This window comes from Shimwellia blattae DSM 4481 = NBRC 105725 (genome assembly GCF_000262305.1).
Taxonomy (GTDB): Bacteria; Pseudomonadota; Gammaproteobacteria; order Enterobacterales; family Enterobacteriaceae; genus Shimwellia; species Shimwellia blattae.
On the sequence record NC_017910.1, the window covers coordinates 1 to 16,756 of the forward strand.

Genomic DNA, 16,756 nt, shown 5'->3' on the forward strand with positions numbered 1-16,756 from the left:
TTCGCACGCTACCCGGTCCGGGCTTGTCAGCGTGTGCCAACAATCATGAATAAATCTGTCTTCGTCATTTTATCGACTTTAGTTTGAGTGGAGTCCGCCGTGTCACTTTCGCTTTGGCAGCAGTGTCTTGCCCGATTGCAGGATGAGTTACCAGCCACAGAATTCAGTATGTGGATACGCCCCCTACAGGCGGAACTGAGCGATAACACGCTGGCCCTTTATGCGCCAAACCGTTTTGTGCTCGACTGGGTAAGGGACAAATACCTCAATAATATCAACGGACTGTTAAATGAATTTTGCGGTGCGGATGCACCGCTACTGCGCTTTGAAGTGGGCAGTAAACCGGTGAGCGCGACTGTGGTTGCCAGCCGTGGACCTGCCAGCAATGTGGTGGCGCCGGAACACCCTGCCCGGGTGGTGGCACCCGCAGCGGCACGCCCGAGCTGGGACACGGTTCCGGCACCGGCAGAGCCGTCCTACCGCTCTAACGTTAACCTGAAGCACACCTTTGATAACTTCGTTGAGGGTAAGTCAAACCAGCTGGCGCGCGCGGCGGCACGTCAGGTGGCCGATAACCCCGGCGGGGCTTATAACCCGCTGTTTTTATACGGCGGCACCGGGCTTGGGAAAACCCACCTGCTGCACGCGGTAGGCAACGGGATCATCGCGCGCAAGCCGAACGCCAAAGTGGTGTATATGCACTCTGAGCGTTTTGTACAGGACATGGTAAAGGCGCTGCAGAACAACGCCATTGAAGAGTTCAAACGCTACTACAGATCTGTGGATGCCCTGTTGATAGATGACATCCAGTTCTTTGCCAATAAAGAACGATCCCAGGAAGAGTTCTTCCACACCTTTAATGCGCTGCTGGAAGGTAACCAGCAGATCATTTTGACCTCGGATCGTTACCCGAAAGAGATCAACGGGGTTGAGGATCGTCTGAAATCCCGCTTCGGCTGGGGGCTGACAGTAGCCATTGAGCCGCCAGAGCTGGAAACCCGCGTGGCGATTCTGATGAAAAAGGCCGACGAGAACGACATCCGCCTGCCGGGCGAAGTGGCCTTCTTTATTGCCAAGCGCCTGCGCTCAAACGTGCGCGAGCTGGAAGGGGCACTGAACCGGGTTATCGCCAACGCCAACTTTACCGGCCGGGCGATCACTATCGATTTTGTCCGCGAAGCGCTGCGCGATTTGCTGGCGCTCCAGGAAAAGCTGGTTACCATTGATAATATTCAGAAGACTGTGGCGGAGTATTATAAAATCAAGGTGGCGGATCTGCTGTCTAAACGGCGTTCGCGTTCGGTGGCCCGCCCGCGCCAGATGGCGATGGCGCTGGCTAAAGAGCTGACCAACCACAGCCTGCCGGAAATTGGCGATGCGTTTGGTGGCCGTGACCACACCACGGTGCTGCACGCCTGCCGCAAGATTGAGCAGCTGCGTGAAGAAAGCCACGACATTAAAGAAGATTTTTCCAACTTAATCAGAACTCTCTCTTCGTGATGCTATGAAATTTACCGTTGAACGTGAACATTTATTAAAGCCCCTGCAACAGGTGAGCGGCCCGCTGGGCGGGCGCCCGACATTACCTATCCTCGGTAACCTGCTGCTCCAGGTGGAGAACGGTACACTGTCATTGACGGGCACCGATCTTGAGATGGAAATGGTGGCACGGGTGGCGCTGGTCCAGCCCCACGAGCCTGGCGCCACAACCGTACCGGCGCGTAAATTTTTCGATATCTGCCGCGGATTACCGGAAGGGGCAGAAATCGCCCTGACCCTGGAAGGGGACCGGATGCTGGTGCGCTCCGGGCGCAGCCGCTTCTCGCTGTCTACCTTACCGGCGGCGGATTTCCCGAACCTGGATGACTGGCCCATCGACGTGGAATTCACGTTACCCCAGGCCACCATGAAACGCCTGATTGAGGCCACCCAGTTTTCCATGGCCCACCAGGACGTGCGCTATTACCTCAACGGGATGCTGTTTGAAACCGAAGGTGAAGAGCTGCGCACTGTGGCGACGGATGGTCACCGCCTGGCCGTATGCTCCATGCCGGTGGGCACATCGCTCCCGAGCCACTCGGTGATTGTGCCGCGCAAAGGCGTCATTGAGCTGATGCGGATGCTGGATGGCGGGGAGACCCCGCTGCGCGTGCAGATTGGCAGCAATAATATCCGTGCCCATGTGGGGGATTTTATCTTCACCTCTAAACTGGTGGATGGCCGCTTCCCGGACTACCGCCGGGTACTGCCGAAAAACCCGGACAAAACCCTGGAAGCGAGCTGCGACTTGCTGAAGCAGGCCTTTTCCCGGGCGGCGATTTTGTCTAACGAAAAATTCCGCGGAGTGCGCCTGTTTGTGGCGGACAACCAGCTGAAGATCACCGCCAATAACCCGGAACAGGAAGAAGCCGAAGAGATCCTCGACGTCACCTACGATGGCACCGAAATGGAAATCGGCTTTAACGTCAGCTACGTACTGGATGTCTTAAATGTCCTGAAGTGCGAAAATGTCTGCATTCGCCTGACGGACTCCGTATCCAGTGTGCAGATAGAAGACAGTGCCTCACAAAGCGCGCAGTATGTCGTAATGCCGATGCGCCTGTAGTATTGCGTATCGGTATTGGGGGGCTTTTTGGGTATTGTGCCCGCAAAGCCCCGGCCAGGCCCGCCAGATCAACCGGTACCAGCGGATACGCCGCCACCGGTGAGTCGTCAGCCCTCAGTGTGTGAGTTAACCATGTCCCTGTCCCGGCTACTAATCAAAGACTTCCGTAATATCGATGCGGCGGATCTCGCCCTGTCTCCCGGGTTTAATTTCCTGGTGGGCGCTAACGGCAGCGGCAAAACCAGCGTGCTGGAAGCTATCTACACCCTGGGCCACGGCCGGGCGTTTCGCAGCCTGCAAACCGGGCGGGTTATCCGCCATGAACAGCCCGCTTTTGTGCTCCACGGGCGGTTACAGGGAGCAGAGCGGGAGATAGCTGTCGGGCTGACCAAAGATCGCCACGGCGAGAGTAACGTCAGAATCGACGGCAGCGACGGCCACAAAGTGGCGGAACTGGCACTGTTAATGCCGATGCAGCTTATTACCCCGGAAGGGTTTACCCTGCTTAACGGCGGGCCGAAATACCGCCGGGCGTTTCTGGACTGGGGCTGTTTTCACAATGAGGCGGGCTTTTTTACCGCCTGGAGCAACCTCAAGCGGCTGCTCAGGCAGCGCAATGCGGCCCTGCGCCAGGTCAGCCGCTATGGGCAGCTGCAGCCCTGGGATCTGGAGCTGGTGCCGCTGGCAACCCGAATCAGCCGCTGGCGGGCAGAGTACAGCGCCGCCATTGCCGAAGATATGGCTGACACCTGCGCCCAGTTTCTGCCGGAGTTTGCGCTGAGCTTCTCTTTTCAGCAGGGCTGGGAAAAGGACGCGGACTACGGCGAGGTGCTGGCGCGCAATTTTGAACGTGACCGCATGTTAACCTATACCGCTGCAGGCCCCCACAAAGCGGATTTCCGCATCCGGGCGGACGGCGCACCGGTAGAAGATACCCTGTCCCGTGGCCAGCTTAAGTTGCTGATGTGCGCGTTGCGCCTGGCCCAGGGCGAGTTTTTAACCCGTCAGAGCGGGCGACGCTGCCTGTATCTGATAGACGATTTTGCCTCTGAACTGGATGATGCGCGTCGCGGACTGCTGGCCAGCCGCCTGAAAGCGACACAATCCCAGGTTTTTGTCAGTGCAATCAGTGCTGAACACGTATCCGATATGGCGGACAAAAATTCAAAGATGTTCGCCGTGGATCAGGGTAAAATAACCGATTAATCCAAGTTGAAATGAGCGAGAAACGTTGATGTCGAATTCTTATGACTCCTCCAGTATCAAAGTCCTGAAAGGGCTGGATGCGGTGCGTAAGCGCCCGGGTATGTATATCGGCGACACGGATGACGGCACCGGTCTGCACCACATGGTATTTGAGGTTGTGGATAACGCTATCGACGAAGCACTCGCTGGCTACTGCAAAGATATCGTAGTCACCATTCATGCGGATAACTCGGTATCTGTACAGGATGACGGGCGTGGCATTCCGACCGGGATCCACCCGGAAGAGGGCGTGTCCGCTGCCGAAGTGATTATGACTGTGCTGCACGCTGGCGGTAAATTCGACGATAACTCCTATAAAGTCTCCGGCGGTCTGCACGGCGTGGGGGTATCTGTTGTGAACGCCCTGTCTCAGAAGCTGGAGCTGACCATCCGCCGCGACGGGAAAGTGCACCACCAGATTTATCAGCACGGGGAGCCCCAGGCACCCCTGTCCGTTACGGGCGACACCGAAGTGACCGGCACCATGGTGCGTTTCTGGCCGAGCCTGGAAACTTTCACCAATGTGACCGAGTTTGAATATGAAGTGCTGGCAAAACGCCTGCGTGAACTTTCGTTCCTGAACTCCGGCGTCTCTATTCGCCTTATCGACAAGCGCGACGGCAAAGAAGACCATTTCCACTACGAAGGCGGTATCAAAGCCTTTGTTGAATACCTGAACCGCAACAAAACGCCGATCCACCCTAATGTGTTCTACTTCTCCACCGAAAAAGACGGCATTGGCGTGGAAGTGGCTTTGCAGTGGAACGACGGGTTCCAGGAAAATATTTACTGCTTTACCAACAACATTCCTCAGCGCGACGGGGGGACTCACCTGGCCGGGTTCCGTGCGGCCATGACCCGTACCCTGAACGCCTATATGGACAAAGAAGGCTACAGCAAGAAAGCCAAAGTCAGCGCCACCGGTGATGACGCCCGTGAAGGTCTGATTGCGGTGGTGTCCGTGAAGGTACCGGATCCGAAATTCTCCTCCCAGACCAAAGATAAGCTGGTCTCCTCTGAGGTGAAAACCGCCGTTGAACAGCAGATGAACGAGCTGCTGGGTGAATACCTGCTGGAAAACCCGGGCGATGCCAAAATCGTGGTGGGTAAAATCATTGATGCGGCCCGTGCCCGTGAAGCGGCACGCCGCGCCCGTGAAATGACCCGCCGTAAAGGCGCGCTGGATCTGGCTGGCCTGCCGGGCAAACTGGCGGACTGCCAGGAGCGCGATCCGGCCCACTCTGAACTCTACCTTGTGGAAGGGGACTCCGCGGGCGGCTCTGCCAAGCAGGGGCGTAACCGTAAGAACCAGGCCATTTTGCCGCTCAAGGGTAAAATCCTGAACGTGGAAAAGGCCCGCTTTGACAAGATGCTCTCCTCCCAGGAAGTGGCGACGCTTATCACCGCCCTGGGCTGTGGCATTGGCCGCGACGAGTACAACCCGGACAAACTGCGCTACCACAGCATTATCATCATGACCGATGCGGACGTGGACGGCTCGCATATCCGTACGCTGCTGCTGACCTTCTTCTACCGTCAGATGCCGGAAATTGTTGAGCGTGGCCATGTGTATATTGCCCAGCCGCCGTTGTACAAAGTGAAAAAAGGCAAGCAGGAGCAGTACATCAAAGATGACGAGGCGATGGATCAGTACCAGACCACCATCGCGCTGGACGGGGCGGCACTGCATATCAATGCCAGCGCACCGGCGTTGTCTGACATGGCGCTGGAAAAACTGGTGTCAGAGTTTAACTACGTGCGCAAGATGATTGGCCGCATGGAGCGCCGCTACCCGCGCGCGCTGCTGAATCAGCTGATTTATCACCCGACACTGAGCGAAGAAAACCTCAAAGATGAAGCCTTTGTGACCCGCTGGGTTTCGGACTTAATTGCCGATCTGACCGAAAGCGAGCAGCACGGGAGCATCTGGAAGTACGACATCAACGACAACGAAGAGAAACAGCACTTCGAGCCGGTTATCCGGGTGCGTACCCACGGTGTGGATACGGACTACCCGCTGGACCACGAATTTGTGACCGGCGGTGAGTACCACAAAATCTGCCACCTTGGCGAGCAGCTGCGTGGGCTGATCGAAGAGGGCGCTTACGTGGAACGCGGCGAGCGCCGCCAGAACGTGACCAGCTTCGAGCAGGCACTGGACTGGCTGGTGAAAGAGTCGCGTCGTGGCCTGGCTATCCAGCGTTACAAAGGGCTTGGCGAGATGAACCCGGAACAGCTGTGGGAAACCACCATGGATCCGGAAAGCCGCCGCATGCTGCGCGTTACGGTAAAAGACGCCATTGCCGCCGATCAGCTGTTTACCACCCTGATGGGCGATGCGGTAGAACCGCGCCGCGCGTTTATTGAGGAAAACGCCCTCAAAGCCGCCAATATCGATATCTGATACTGCCAGCGCGCACCAGCTAACAACACCGCCTCCGGGCGGTGTTGTTGTTTACGGGCGCCGCCACACGCCAGGAAAAAGCACAATAAACCGGCTATTGTCGTGAGCGGAATCGCGTTAGCATGTTCGTAATAACTCTTATGGATGATGAATGGCGATGACAATAAAACTGATTGCGATTGATATGGACGGCACCCTGCTGTTGCCTGATCACACCATCTCCCCGGCCGTAAAAGAGGCCATCGCCCGGGCCAGAGCACAGGGGATCCGGGTGGTTATCACCACCGGTCGGCCTTTTGCGGGCGTAGAGAACTACCTGCAGCAACTGGGTATGACTCAGGAGAGCGACTACTGCATCACCTATAACGGGGCACTGGTTCAGAAAGCCAGCGATGGCAGCACCGTAGCCCGGACGACACTGAGCTATGAGGATTACCGCTACCTGGAGGCCGTATCGCGCCAGGTTGGCACGCACTTTCATGCGCTGGACAGGCACACCCTGTATACGGCGAACCGGGATATCAGCCGGTATACGGTCCATGAGGCGGAGATTACCGGCATCCCGCTGGTATTCTGTGAAGCAGAAAAGATGGATCCGGCAACCGGCTTTCTGAAGGTGATGATGATTGACGAGCCCGGGGTGCTGGATGCGGCCATCGCCCGTTTACCGCACGAAGTCCGCGAGCGCTACACGGTGATGAAAAGCTCGCCCTTCTTCCTGGAGATCCTCAATAAGCAGGTGAATAAAGGCACCGGGGTAAAAGCCCTGGCAGACGCGCTGCAAATCAAACCGGAAGAGGTGATGGCGATTGGCGATCAGGAAAACGATATTGCCATGATTGAATATGCCGGCACCGGCGTGGCCATGGGGAACGCGATCCCTGCCGTCAAAGAAGCGGCGAATCTGGTCACCGCATCGAATCTGGAAGACGGGGTCGCCGTTGCTATTGTGCGCCATGCCCTGGGCTGTACACACTAACTGCCTGCCCCCCTTATCCCTGTAAACCCGCTCCCGTAGCGGGTTTTTTTTCGCAATTTACCGAATTGTTCTTTTTGTGACTCATCTTGTATTACAAGATGTGGGTGTTGTAATACATTAGCTTCGCTGCGCACGGTATCACGGGCGCAACCCACAGTCTGAAGGACACCATATGACATCACGCTATATTGCTATCGACTGGGGATCCACCAACCTGCGGGCCTGGCTGTATCAGGACGGGCAGTGCCTTGACAGCAGGCAGTCAGAGGCAGGGATCACCCGCCTCAATGGCCGCACACCAGCGGCCGTGTTGGAGACCATCACCACCGGCTGGCGGGCACCCGACACCCCGGTGCTGATGGCCGGTATGGTCGGGAGCGACGCAGGCTGGAAAACCGCCCCCTATTTGCCCTGCCCGGTGGCGTTATCTGACATCGCCACCCGGCTGACCCCGGTGGTGGACAATGTCTGGATCGTGCCCGGGCTGTCTACCGGGGAGGCGGCGCACCCGAATGTGATGCGCGGCGAAGAGACCCAACTGCTCGGGGCCTGCCAGGTGCGCCCCGCTGCGTACTATGTGATGCCCGGCACCCACTGTAAGTGGGTCTCTGTGCAGGGCCAGCAGGTCACGGATTTTCACACCGTGATGACCGGGGAGCTCCACTATTTACTGATGTCCCACTCACTGCTGGGTAAAGGCCTGCCTGAGCAGGTTCTCAGCCAGCAGGCATTTGATGACGGCCTGGAAAATGGCCTGAACAACCCGGCACTACTGGCGCGGCTTTTTGAAGTGCGCGCCGCGCATGTGCTGGGCACGCTGCCCCGTGAGGCGGTCAGCGATTATCTTTCCGGTCTGCTGATTGGTGCCGAAGTGGCCACCATGACCCGCAACATGGATCGGGATCCCACCATTACGCTGGTTGCCGGAAGCGGGCTAATCTGGCGCTACCGCAGGGCCTTTACCGCCCTTGGGTATAGCGCGCAGGCCATATCCGGTGATGAGGCATTTCAGGCAGGCATAAGGAGCATTGCAGATGCAGTGGCACACTCAACTTCCGCTGATAGCCATCCTGCGCGGGGTTAAACCCGCAGAGGCATATGAACATGTGGCGGCGGTGATTGACGCCGGGTTTGACGCGGTCGAGATCCCGCTAAACTCACCGGGCTGGCAGCAGAGTATCTCCGCCATGGTTGAGGCGTTTGGCAGCCGGGCGCTGATCGGTGCCGGCACCGTGCTGAGCGTGGAGCAGGTTGACACCCTGGCCGGTATGGGCAGCCAGCTTATCGTGACGCCCAACACCCAGCCTGCGGTTATCCGCCGGGCAGTCGCACACGGGATGACGGTGTGCGCTGGCTGTGCCACCGCCACTGAAGCCTTCAGTGCCCTGGAGGCTGGTGCCCAGGCGCTGAAAATTTTCCCCTCTTCTTCGTTCGGGCCGTCCTATATCGGGGCGCTGAAAGCGGTATTGCCGCCGGAGGTGCCGGTCTTTGCCGTGGGGGGCGTGACGCCGGAGAATCTGCGCTTCTGGCTGGAGGCCGGGTGTATCGGCGCCGGGCTGGGCAGTGATCTCTACCGGGCCGGGCAGGGGGCCGAACGCACGGCTCAGCAGGCCCGGGCGTTTGTCAGCGCTTACCGGGACGCCACATCAGCCGCTCAGGCAGAGTAAAACGGGTGGGATAAACGCCCGCAATCCTTTACCCTGAGGCGATATCTTCGCTTCAGGGTCTTTCTATGGCACAAATAACCCACGCCGCACGCCACCATCAGCTGACCAATATTCATAGCTGGACACCGGACAGCCAGTGGCTGGTCTTTGATGTGCGCCCTTGTGGTGCCTCATTTACCGGGCAAACTATCGAGCGGGTCAATATTCACAGCAAAGAGGTGCAGGTGCTGTACCGGGCCCCGGCGCAAAGCCATGTGGGTGTGGTCACGGTCAACCCGCAGCCGCCGGAGCGCTACGTGTTTATTCACGGCCCGGAGCACCCGGATGCCGACTGGCACTATGATTTTCACCACCGGCGCGGCGTGGTGCTGGAGGGCGGGCAACTGACCGGCCTTGATGCCATGGACATTACCGCCCCCTACACCCCCGGCGCCCTGCGCGGCGGGAGCCATGTACATGTCTGGAGCCCGGACGGGGCGCTGGTGAGCTTCACCTACAACGACCATGTGCTGCACGAGCGTGATCCGGCGCTGGATCTGCGTAATGTGGGGGTGGCGGTGCCCTGTGGCCCGGTAACGCCAGGGGGCCACCACCCCCGGGAGTACAGCGGCAGCCACTGGTGCGTCCTGGTCAGCGAAACCACCCCCACACCGCGCCCCGGCAGTGATGAGATCAGCCGGGCTTATGAAGAGGGCTGGGTCGGGGAGCAGGGTTATACCCGGACACCGGGTGAGCACCCGCGCCGGGCACTGGCGTTTATCGGGGATACGCTTTCGGTGAACGGGGAGAAAGTGCCGGAGCTCTTTATTGTTGATTTGCCGGACAGCGAAGCGGGCTGGAAGCAGGCCGGGGCGTTCCCGCTTCAGGGAACACCGGACCGCATGCCCGCCCAGCCTGCCGGGGTTGTGCAGCGGCGCCTGACATTTACCCATCAGCGGCGTTACCCGGGGCTGGTGACATCGCCACGCCACTGGGTACGCAGCTCGCCGTCTGCAGAGTGGATAGCCTGCCTGATGAAAGATGACCAGGGGGTGGTTCAGCTCTGGCTGGTCTCCCCGCTGGGGGGCGAGCCGCGCCAGCTCACGCATGGCACCCGGGGGGTTGAATCTGCCATTAACTGGCACCCTTCCGGGCGCTGTCTGGGGTTTGTTCAGCAGGGGCGGGTCGTGTTGTGCGATGCCCGGAGTGGCGAAATCACCCCGCTCAGCCCGGCGGGAGAAACGCCGGTCAGTGGCGATGCGGTGGTCTTTTCACCGGACGGCCAGCACGTGGCCTGGATGCAGGAGGCCGGTGGTTTCCGCCAGCTGTTTACGGCCCGGACGGGCCTGTAGCCATAAAGCGGGCTTAATTTGCGGCGGTCACTGGCGGGATCACGTCATTGATCGCCTGGTTCCGGCGCTCGCTCTCTTCCACCTTCGCCCGGGCAGATTTGTCGGTGCGCAGCATATCCCAGGGCAGTAATACCGTATCCATCACCGCGGTAAACGGCATATCCAGCGCCACAAACGGCTTCAGCCCCCAGGTGGTCTGGTCATCAGACAGCAACTGGTAGCTGGCTTTGGTGCCAGGATAGTACCCCTGCTGACCGCCGGTATGGGTCATTACGCTGGAGCAGCCACTGATTACGGCCACACTGGCGCTTATCAGTAATACTTTAAGAGAAAGTGTCATCATTTGCGTTGCCATTATGTCATCGCTGCGGGCGGGTCCTTGTTGGGTTATATCATGAGCAGTCAGAATGCCCAGAGCTGAAGTGCTGCACTGTGGCGCCGCTCTCACTCTGCCGGCAATATTCCCGGCTTTAGTGTAAGTGAAGATTCGCCAGGGGTAAAAAATTAGTTCACCGTCTTTGATTCCACGTAACCCCCTGGTGAAAAAATCACCCGCACCTTGCGGTGGGCCAAAAATTTTTGCGCCGGTTAGCTTGAAAAAACAGACGCCACCACCATCTTAATTGGGTGGCCGGAAAAGGTGCTCGCCGAACGGGAGACCTGGCCGTTAAGCCTGTCCATTGCGGAAGGCTGAATTTATCTCGCTGATTTCAGGAGCTTTATTATGCGTAATTTCGACTTATCCCCACTGTATCGTTCTGCCATTGGTTTCGACCGTTTATTTAACTTACTGGAAAATAATCAAACCCAGTCAAATGGCGGCTACCCTCCGTATAACGTTGAGCTGGTAGATGAAAACCATTACCGCATCGCCATTGCCGTGGCCGGTTTCGCCGAGAGCGAGCTGGATATCACCGCCCAGGACAACTTGCTGGTGGTCAAAGGCGCCCACGCCGGTGAACAGCCAGAGCGGACCTATCTGTACCAGGGGATTGCCGAGCGTAACTTCGAACGCAAATTCCAGCTGGCAGAGAATATCCACGTGCGTGGCGCAAGCCTGGTAAACGGCCTGCTGTATATCGATCTGGAGCGCGTTATTCCGGAAGCGATGAAACCACGCCGTATCGAAATTAATTAATCAGGCAGTATCGCTGTCTCTGTCGCCCGCTTGCCGGTTACCGGGAGCTTACGGGCAATAACTTTTCGCTTCTCAGAAGGAAAAAACCATGCGTAACTATGATGTCTCCCCCTTATTACGTCAGTGGATTGGCTTTGATAAATTAGCCAGTGCGCTGCAAAATGCCCCGGAAACCCAGGGTTTCCCGCCTTATAACATTGAAAAGAGCGACGATAACCACTATCGCATTACGCTCGCCCTGGCCGGGTTCAGCCAGCAGGATATTGAAATTAACCTTGAAGGTACGCGCCTGAGTATCAAAGGCACGCCGAAAACCCCGGAAAATGAGCCGAAATGGCTGCATCAGGGGTTGGTTATGCAGCCGTTCAGCCTGAGCTTTACCCTGGCTGATCATATGCAGGTAACCGGGGCCACCTTCACCAACGGCCTGCTGCATATTGATACCGAGCGTCAGGTGCCGGAAACCGCCGGTCCGACCCGTATCGCCATCAGCGAACGCCCGGCGCTGAATAGTTAATCTTGCGGTTTTGCGCCAAAAGGCTCCTTCGGGAGCCTTTTTTGTGCTCTGTCGCCGGGTCATGAAGGCCCGGTTCTGACAAAATCCCTGTAGTGTGTGTGGCATATCAGGGAAGTCGTATGAGCGAGGTTGCGCTGACAGTCAGTGTATTGGCACTGGTCGCCATTGTGGGGCTATGGATCGGCAGCATTAAGCTGCGCGGTGTGGGGTTTGGCGTTGGCGGGGTACTGTTTGGCGGTATTCTGGTCGGCCACTATGCAGAGCAGTTCGGTATCGCCCTTAACGGCGGAATGCTGCACTTTATTCAGGAATTCGGGCTGATTCTGTTTGTCTATACCATCGGTATTCAGGTGGGGCCGGGGTTCTTCTCTTCGCTGCGGGTTTCTGGCCTGCGGCTGAATCTGTTTGCCATTCTGATTGTGGTGCTGGGTGGGCTGGTTACGGCCCTGCTGCACAAGCTGTTTAATATTCCGCTGCCTGTGGCGCTGGGGATCTTCTCCGGTGCGGTCACCAATACACCCGCACTGGGGGCCGGCCAGCAAATTCTTACCGATCTGGGCACCGCTGCATCAGACGTCAACCAGATGGGCATGAGCTATGCCATGGCGTACCCCTTCGGGATCTGCGGCATTCTGCTGAGTATGTGGGGGCTGCGCCTGGCGCTGCGTATCAATGTTGACCAGGAAGCGCGCGCCTTCGATACCGAAAATGCCGTCAGCCAGGCCACGCTGCAAACGGTCAATATCCGGGTAGAAAACCCCAATCTTGATAAGCTCGCCATCCAGGATGTGCCGGTACTGAATAACGACCGGATTATCTGCTCACGCCTGAAACGCGACGAATTGCTGATGGTCCCTTCCCCCACAACGCTGATTCAGCCCGGGGATCTGCTGCATCTGGTGGGCCAGGAAAAGGATTTGCATGAAGCGCAACTGGTTATCGGCAAGCCGGTTGAGACATCGTTATCCACCCGGGGCACGGATCTGCGGGTTGCCCGGGTGGTGGTGACCAATGAGAAGGTACTGGGGAAAAAGGTCCGCGAGCTTAATTTTAAGCAGCGCTACGATGTGGTTATCTCGCGGCTGAACCGCGCCGGGGTGGAGCTGGTGGCAGGCAGTAGCGCCACGTTACAGTTCGGGGATATCCTGGTGCTGGTCGGGCGCCCGGCGGCCATTGAGGCGGTCTCTGCCGAAGTGGGCAACGCACAGCAAAAGCTGCAGCAGGTTCAGATGCTGCCGGTGTTTATCGGTATCTGGCTTGGGGTGCTGTTGGGCTCTGTACCGCTGTTTATTCCCGGTTTTCCGGTGGCGCTGCGTCTGGGGCTGGCGGGCGGGCCTTTGATTATGGCGCTGATCCTCGGGCGTATCGGCAGTATCGGCACTCTCTACTGGTTTATGCCACCCAGCGCCAACCTGGCCCTGCGGGAGCTGGGGATTGTTCTGTTCCTGGCGGTGGTGGGGCTGAAATCCGGCGGGGACTTTGTCGATACTCTGGTCTCGGGGGACGGGGTAAGCTGGATGCTGTACGGTATCGCCATCACCCTGATTCCGCTGCTGGTGGTCGGGTTTGTAGCACGCCTGGTGGCGCGGATGAACTACCTGACTATCTGCGGGATGCTGGCCGGTTCGATGACTGATCCCCCGGCGCTGGCATTCGCCAACAGCCTGCACGGCACCAGCGGTGCGGCGGCGCTCTCTTACGCGACGGTATACCCGCTGGTGATGTTTTTGCGGATCATTACGCCCCAGTTGCTGGTGGTGCTGTTCTGGGGGCTGGGATAATCCCCCCCGGATGGCCCGTTATTTGTTATTCTCAGGGGATGTTTCACCCTGAATTCACTCACTACCATGGCAAACAAAAGTAAACTGCCGGGCGATGCGCCGGACTACCGTTTTTCACTGGCGAATGAGCGCACCTTTCTTGCCTGGGTGCGCACGTCACTTGGCGTGCTGGCCGCCGGGGTCGGGCTGGATCAACTGGCCCCAAACCTGGCAACCCCGCTGGTGCGCGAGATCATCGCCATGGCGCTGTGCCTGTTTGCCGGTTGTCTGGCGATTTTTGCGTATCTGCGCTGGCTGATGACCGAGAAATCCATGCGCCTGAAACAGGATCTGCCCTATACCCCGGTGTTGCTGCTGCTAAGCATTATGATGGCGCTGGTGGCGGGGGCTGTGCTGGTGATGGTGCTGTATGGCGGATAATCGCCGCCAGCGGCGCATTGCCGATCCCGGGCTACAGCCGGAGCGCACCTCCCTTGCCTGGTTTCGTACCCTGCTGGGTTACGGGGCGCTGCTGTTACTGGCCCTGCGCCATCAGGGGCAAATCGCCGGCACTGTTTACTGGATCACACTGGCTATTACATCACTGGCGGGATTTGTGATCTACGGCTACGCACGCCAGCGCAATCTTATGGATATTGAGCTCAGCGATTTTGTTAACCGCGCGGCGATGGGGGCACGTCTGAGTATTGTACTGGCGGTGCTGGCGCTGGCGGTGTTGTTTTCCGCCGCCCACGCCCGGTGGATACTTCAATATCTACAGGAGATGTAATGCTGGGTCGTCTGTTTACGGCAATCACCCCTAAGCCTTTTGGGCTCTCCCCGTATCGTCGTGTCGATAGCGCCCGTCAGTCTCCTGTTGCGTTAATGGATAACCACACCCTGGAGAATTATCTGCGCCAGCAGATAGACGCCAGCCCTGAAGAGGATGTGACCTTTGACTGGCTGTGTGGTGAGCCCTCCGGTGAAAAACTGCTGTTTTTCCGTGATGTTGTCGCAATGCAGGCACGCCTGGCTGGCGGCAAGCGGATCCACAACGCCCTGCTGATTGACGGCTATCTGCCTGATGAGGGCTGGGTGCAGTTTCTCAGCCACCACCAGTGGCTGGTGGAGCTGCCGGTTTGTGGCCCCCAGGAGTGGCATGATCTGGCGCGCACCCGGCGGGGGCTGGCCCCGGATCATGCGGTAATTATGGATACCCTCGGGCGGCTCAGGCAGTGGCAGGTGAGCCTGCGGCTACTGGTGGAGGTGAACCAGGATAACTGCCAGCACCCGCGCGGCTTATATGAGTGGCTGCGCCAGACCGGTGTGCCCTTTATTCAGTTCGCCCCCCGGGCGGGTAGCGGTATGCCGGACGGGCTGGACGCCTCCCGCTGGGGACACTTTCTGAATACGGTTTTCCAGTGCTGGGTGCACCGCGATATCGGCAAGATATTTATTCAGCAGTTTGATGCGGTGCTGGGGGCCTGGTGCGGGCTGAAATCGGCCCCGGGGATGACCCCCGCCTGCCAGCACTGTGAGATGGGCTGGCTGTGCCACGCTCAGCCCACCGAGCCGGAGGTGAAATGCACCCTGTGCCGGGGCTACCTTGATTTCTTTACCTACTCGGCGCCGTTTATGCGCGTGATGCGCGATCTGATAGCCCAGCGCCGCTCCCCCATGGAGCTGATGCTGCTGCTGGAGACCGGCCAGAAAAAGGCGCCGCAGGGCGAGTAAACAGACCTGCGGCCAGGTGCGGTTAAACCGGCTGGTGATGATGGCGCGCCCGCTGGGCCAGCGCCAGCCAGCAGCACACAATCAGCAGCCCCATGGCGGTCATCAGCATCCCGCTGCTGTTCTGGCTGGTTTGCGGCAACATGGCGGAAAACCAGGCCAGGGTGCCGGAGGCGATATTCTGCAGGCCGCCCACCAGTGCCCCGGCAGTACCGGCCAGCACCGGGAACGGCTCCATTGCGCCGCTGGTTGCCAGGGGGAACAGCATCCCCGCCCCGAAGAAGAACAGCGCCGCGGGCACCAGCAGTGTCCAGACATTCATGGTGTCAAACCAGGCGGGCAGCCACATCAGCAGCCCGGCCAGCAGGCAGCAGGAGACCGACTGCCACATCAGGGTGGAAAACTGGCTGTTCCGGCGCCCGGCGACCCATGCCCCGAAGAAGGCGGCCGGGATCGGCAAAATAAACAGAATACTGACCACCACACTGGGCAGCCCCAGAACCGCCCCCAGCAGCACGCCGGAGCTGGATTCAAACACCGCAATCCCCGCCAGACCGCCCATCAGCATCAGCAGGTAGCAGTCAAAGGACAACGAGCCCAGTAACTTGCGATAACTGGCCAGCATCCCGGGGCGCTCGCTTTGCTGCGGGCGGGTTTCCGGCATATGGCGCCAGATATTCCAGGTTACCACCAGGCACAGCGCCAGTAAAAAGGCATAACAGGCGCGCCAGTTCCAGATGGTTTCCAGCACCCCGCCAATCAGCGGCGCCAGCAGCGGGCTGACGAGGATCCCCATATTCAGAATACTGTTGGCGTGGCGCAGTTCGCCGCCCTCATACAGATCCCGGGGCATGGTCCGGCACATGACACCAGCGACCCCGGTCCCGGTCCCCTGTAGCGCACTGGCGGCAATCAGCAGTGGTAGCTGGCGGGACATCAGCGCCACCAGGGTGGCGACGATAAAAATCAGCATCCCCACCAGGATAACCGGGCGGCGGCCCACCCGGTCCGACAGGGGGCCATAAATTAGCTGGGAAACACCATAGGTGAGCAGATACGCCGCCATCACGCCCTGCACCGACCCTTCGCGCACGTTAAGGTCGTGCGCCATACCGGCCAGGGCCGGAATATAGATGGTTTGCGTCATTTGCCCGACGGCAACCAGCAGAATCAACATCAGCATAATATGCCGGTTCTGTTTCGCTTTAGTGTTTTGCATGGTTATTGTTTATCAATGCTGAATATGGAACTGGGTTTTTGGTTTAATTGCAGCGAAATCTACCACATTTTTGCTAAACTTAAGATGAATTATGCTGACGAAGATGTGGGCGATTATGGCAATTTTTGTTGACATCAACGGAGAGAGAGAATGACATCTG

The 16,756-nt window shown here is 58.5% G+C and carries 16 protein-coding genes and 1 other annotated feature; of the genes, 14 read left to right on the plus strand and 2 right to left on the minus strand.

What is annotated here, in order from left to right; genetic code table 11:
* The first annotated feature begins 99 nt into the window (after nucleotides 1–99).
* The 8 genes from dnaA (at nucleotide 100) to EBL_RS00040 (ending at nucleotide 10,231) form a co-directional block, all read left to right on the plus strand.
* Nucleotides 100–1,500, plus strand: a complete 1,401-nt coding sequence (gene dnaA, locus EBL_RS00005; protein ID WP_014715698.1) for a chromosomal replication initiator protein DnaA — start codon at nucleotides 100–102, stop codon at nucleotides 1,498–1,500.
* A 4-nt stretch (nucleotides 1,501–1,504) separates the two neighbouring features.
* Nucleotides 1,505–2,605: a DNA polymerase III subunit beta gene (dnaN, locus tag EBL_RS00010; RefSeq protein ID WP_002443737.1), complete on the plus strand. Its 1,101-nt coding sequence runs from the start codon at nucleotides 1,505–1,507 to the stop codon at nucleotides 2,603–2,605.
* Between the two features lie 132 nt (nucleotides 2,606–2,737).
* Nucleotides 2,738–3,811: a DNA replication/repair protein RecF gene (gene recF / locus EBL_RS00015; protein ID WP_002443738.1), complete on the plus strand. Its 1,074-nt coding sequence runs from the start codon at nucleotides 2,738–2,740 to the stop codon at nucleotides 3,809–3,811.
* A gap of 28 nt (nucleotides 3,812–3,839) precedes the next feature.
* Nucleotides 3,840–6,254: a DNA topoisomerase (ATP-hydrolyzing) subunit B gene (gene gyrB, locus EBL_RS00020; RefSeq protein WP_002443739.1), complete on the plus strand. Its 2,415-nt coding sequence runs from the start codon at nucleotides 3,840–3,842 to the stop codon at nucleotides 6,252–6,254.
* A 157-nt stretch (nucleotides 6,255–6,411) separates the two neighbouring features.
* Complete coding sequence (gene yidA / locus EBL_RS00025; RefSeq protein WP_002443740.1) at nucleotides 6,412–7,233, plus strand: sugar-phosphatase; 822 nt, start codon at nucleotides 6,412–6,414, stop codon at nucleotides 7,231–7,233.
* A 172-nt stretch (nucleotides 7,234–7,405) separates the two neighbouring features.
* Nucleotides 7,406–8,317 (plus strand): 2-dehydro-3-deoxygalactonokinase, encoded by a 912-nt coding sequence (locus tag EBL_RS00030; RefSeq protein WP_002443741.1) that lies wholly within the window; start codon nucleotides 7,406–7,408, stop codon nucleotides 8,315–8,317.
* Nucleotides 8,268–8,900, plus strand: coding sequence for a 2-dehydro-3-deoxy-6-phosphogalactonate aldolase (locus EBL_RS00035; RefSeq protein WP_002443742.1), 633 nt, complete (start codon nucleotides 8,268–8,270; stop codon nucleotides 8,898–8,900). Before EBL_RS00030 ends, EBL_RS00035 begins: the two co-directional genes overlap by 50 nt.
* A gap of 65 nt (nucleotides 8,901–8,965) precedes the next feature.
* Entirely contained in the window at nucleotides 8,966–10,231 is a 1,266-nt protein-coding gene (locus EBL_RS00040; protein WP_002443743.1) for a YidR family protein, read from the plus strand.
* Between the two features lie 13 nt (nucleotides 10,232–10,244).
* Here EBL_RS00040 and EBL_RS00045 read toward each other — a convergent pair whose 3' ends face one another.
* Entirely contained in the window at nucleotides 10,245–10,574 is a 330-nt protein-coding gene (locus EBL_RS00045) for a YceK/YidQ family lipoprotein (RefSeq protein WP_373278481.1), read from the minus strand.
* A gap of 316 nt (nucleotides 10,575–10,890) precedes the next feature.
* Nucleotides 10,891–10,962: a sequence feature (ROSE (Repression Of Heat Shock gene Expression) occurs in the 5'-region of heat shock genes and acts as an RNA thermometer to modulate expression.), on the plus strand.
* Between EBL_RS00045 and ibpA the strand changes: the two genes are divergently transcribed.
* The 6 genes from ibpA (at nucleotide 10,956) to EBL_RS00075 (ending at nucleotide 15,380) form a co-directional block, all read left to right on the plus strand.
* Nucleotides 10,956–11,369: a small heat shock chaperone IbpA gene (gene ibpA / locus EBL_RS00050; RefSeq protein WP_002443745.1), complete on the plus strand. Its 414-nt coding sequence runs from the start codon at nucleotides 10,956–10,958 to the stop codon at nucleotides 11,367–11,369. Its footprint overlaps the feature before it by 7 nt.
* Nucleotides 11,370–11,457: 88 nt before the next feature.
* Nucleotides 11,458–11,886 (plus strand): small heat shock chaperone IbpB, encoded by a 429-nt coding sequence (ibpB, locus tag EBL_RS00055; protein WP_002443746.1) that lies wholly within the window; start codon nucleotides 11,458–11,460, stop codon nucleotides 11,884–11,886.
* A 119-nt stretch (nucleotides 11,887–12,005) separates the two neighbouring features.
* On the plus strand, nucleotides 12,006–13,667 hold the full coding sequence (locus EBL_RS00060; RefSeq protein WP_002443748.1) for a putative transporter: 1,662 nt from the start codon (nucleotides 12,006–12,008) through the stop codon (nucleotides 13,665–13,667).
* A 66-nt stretch (nucleotides 13,668–13,733) separates the two neighbouring features.
* A complete protein-coding gene (locus tag EBL_RS00065) occupies nucleotides 13,734–14,087 on the plus strand; it encodes a YidH family protein (protein ID WP_002443750.1) in 354 nt (117 codons plus the stop codon).
* On the plus strand, nucleotides 14,077–14,436 hold the full coding sequence (locus tag EBL_RS00070; protein ID WP_002443751.1) for a DUF202 domain-containing protein: 360 nt from the start codon (nucleotides 14,077–14,079) through the stop codon (nucleotides 14,434–14,436). Before EBL_RS00065 ends, EBL_RS00070 begins: the two co-directional genes overlap by 11 nt.
* Nucleotides 14,436–15,380, plus strand: coding sequence for a radical SAM protein (locus EBL_RS00075; RefSeq protein WP_002443753.1), 945 nt, complete (start codon nucleotides 14,436–14,438; stop codon nucleotides 15,378–15,380). The genes EBL_RS00070 and EBL_RS00075 overlap by 1 nt, the downstream gene beginning before the upstream one ends.
* A gap of 22 nt (nucleotides 15,381–15,402) precedes the next feature.
* On the opposite strand, the gene emrD is transcribed toward EBL_RS00075, so the two are convergent.
* Nucleotides 15,403–16,596 (minus strand): multidrug efflux MFS transporter EmrD, encoded by a 1,194-nt coding sequence (gene emrD / locus EBL_RS00080; RefSeq protein ID WP_002443754.1) that lies wholly within the window; start codon nucleotides 16,594–16,596, stop codon nucleotides 15,403–15,405.
* Nucleotides 16,597–16,756 lie beyond the last annotated feature (160 nt).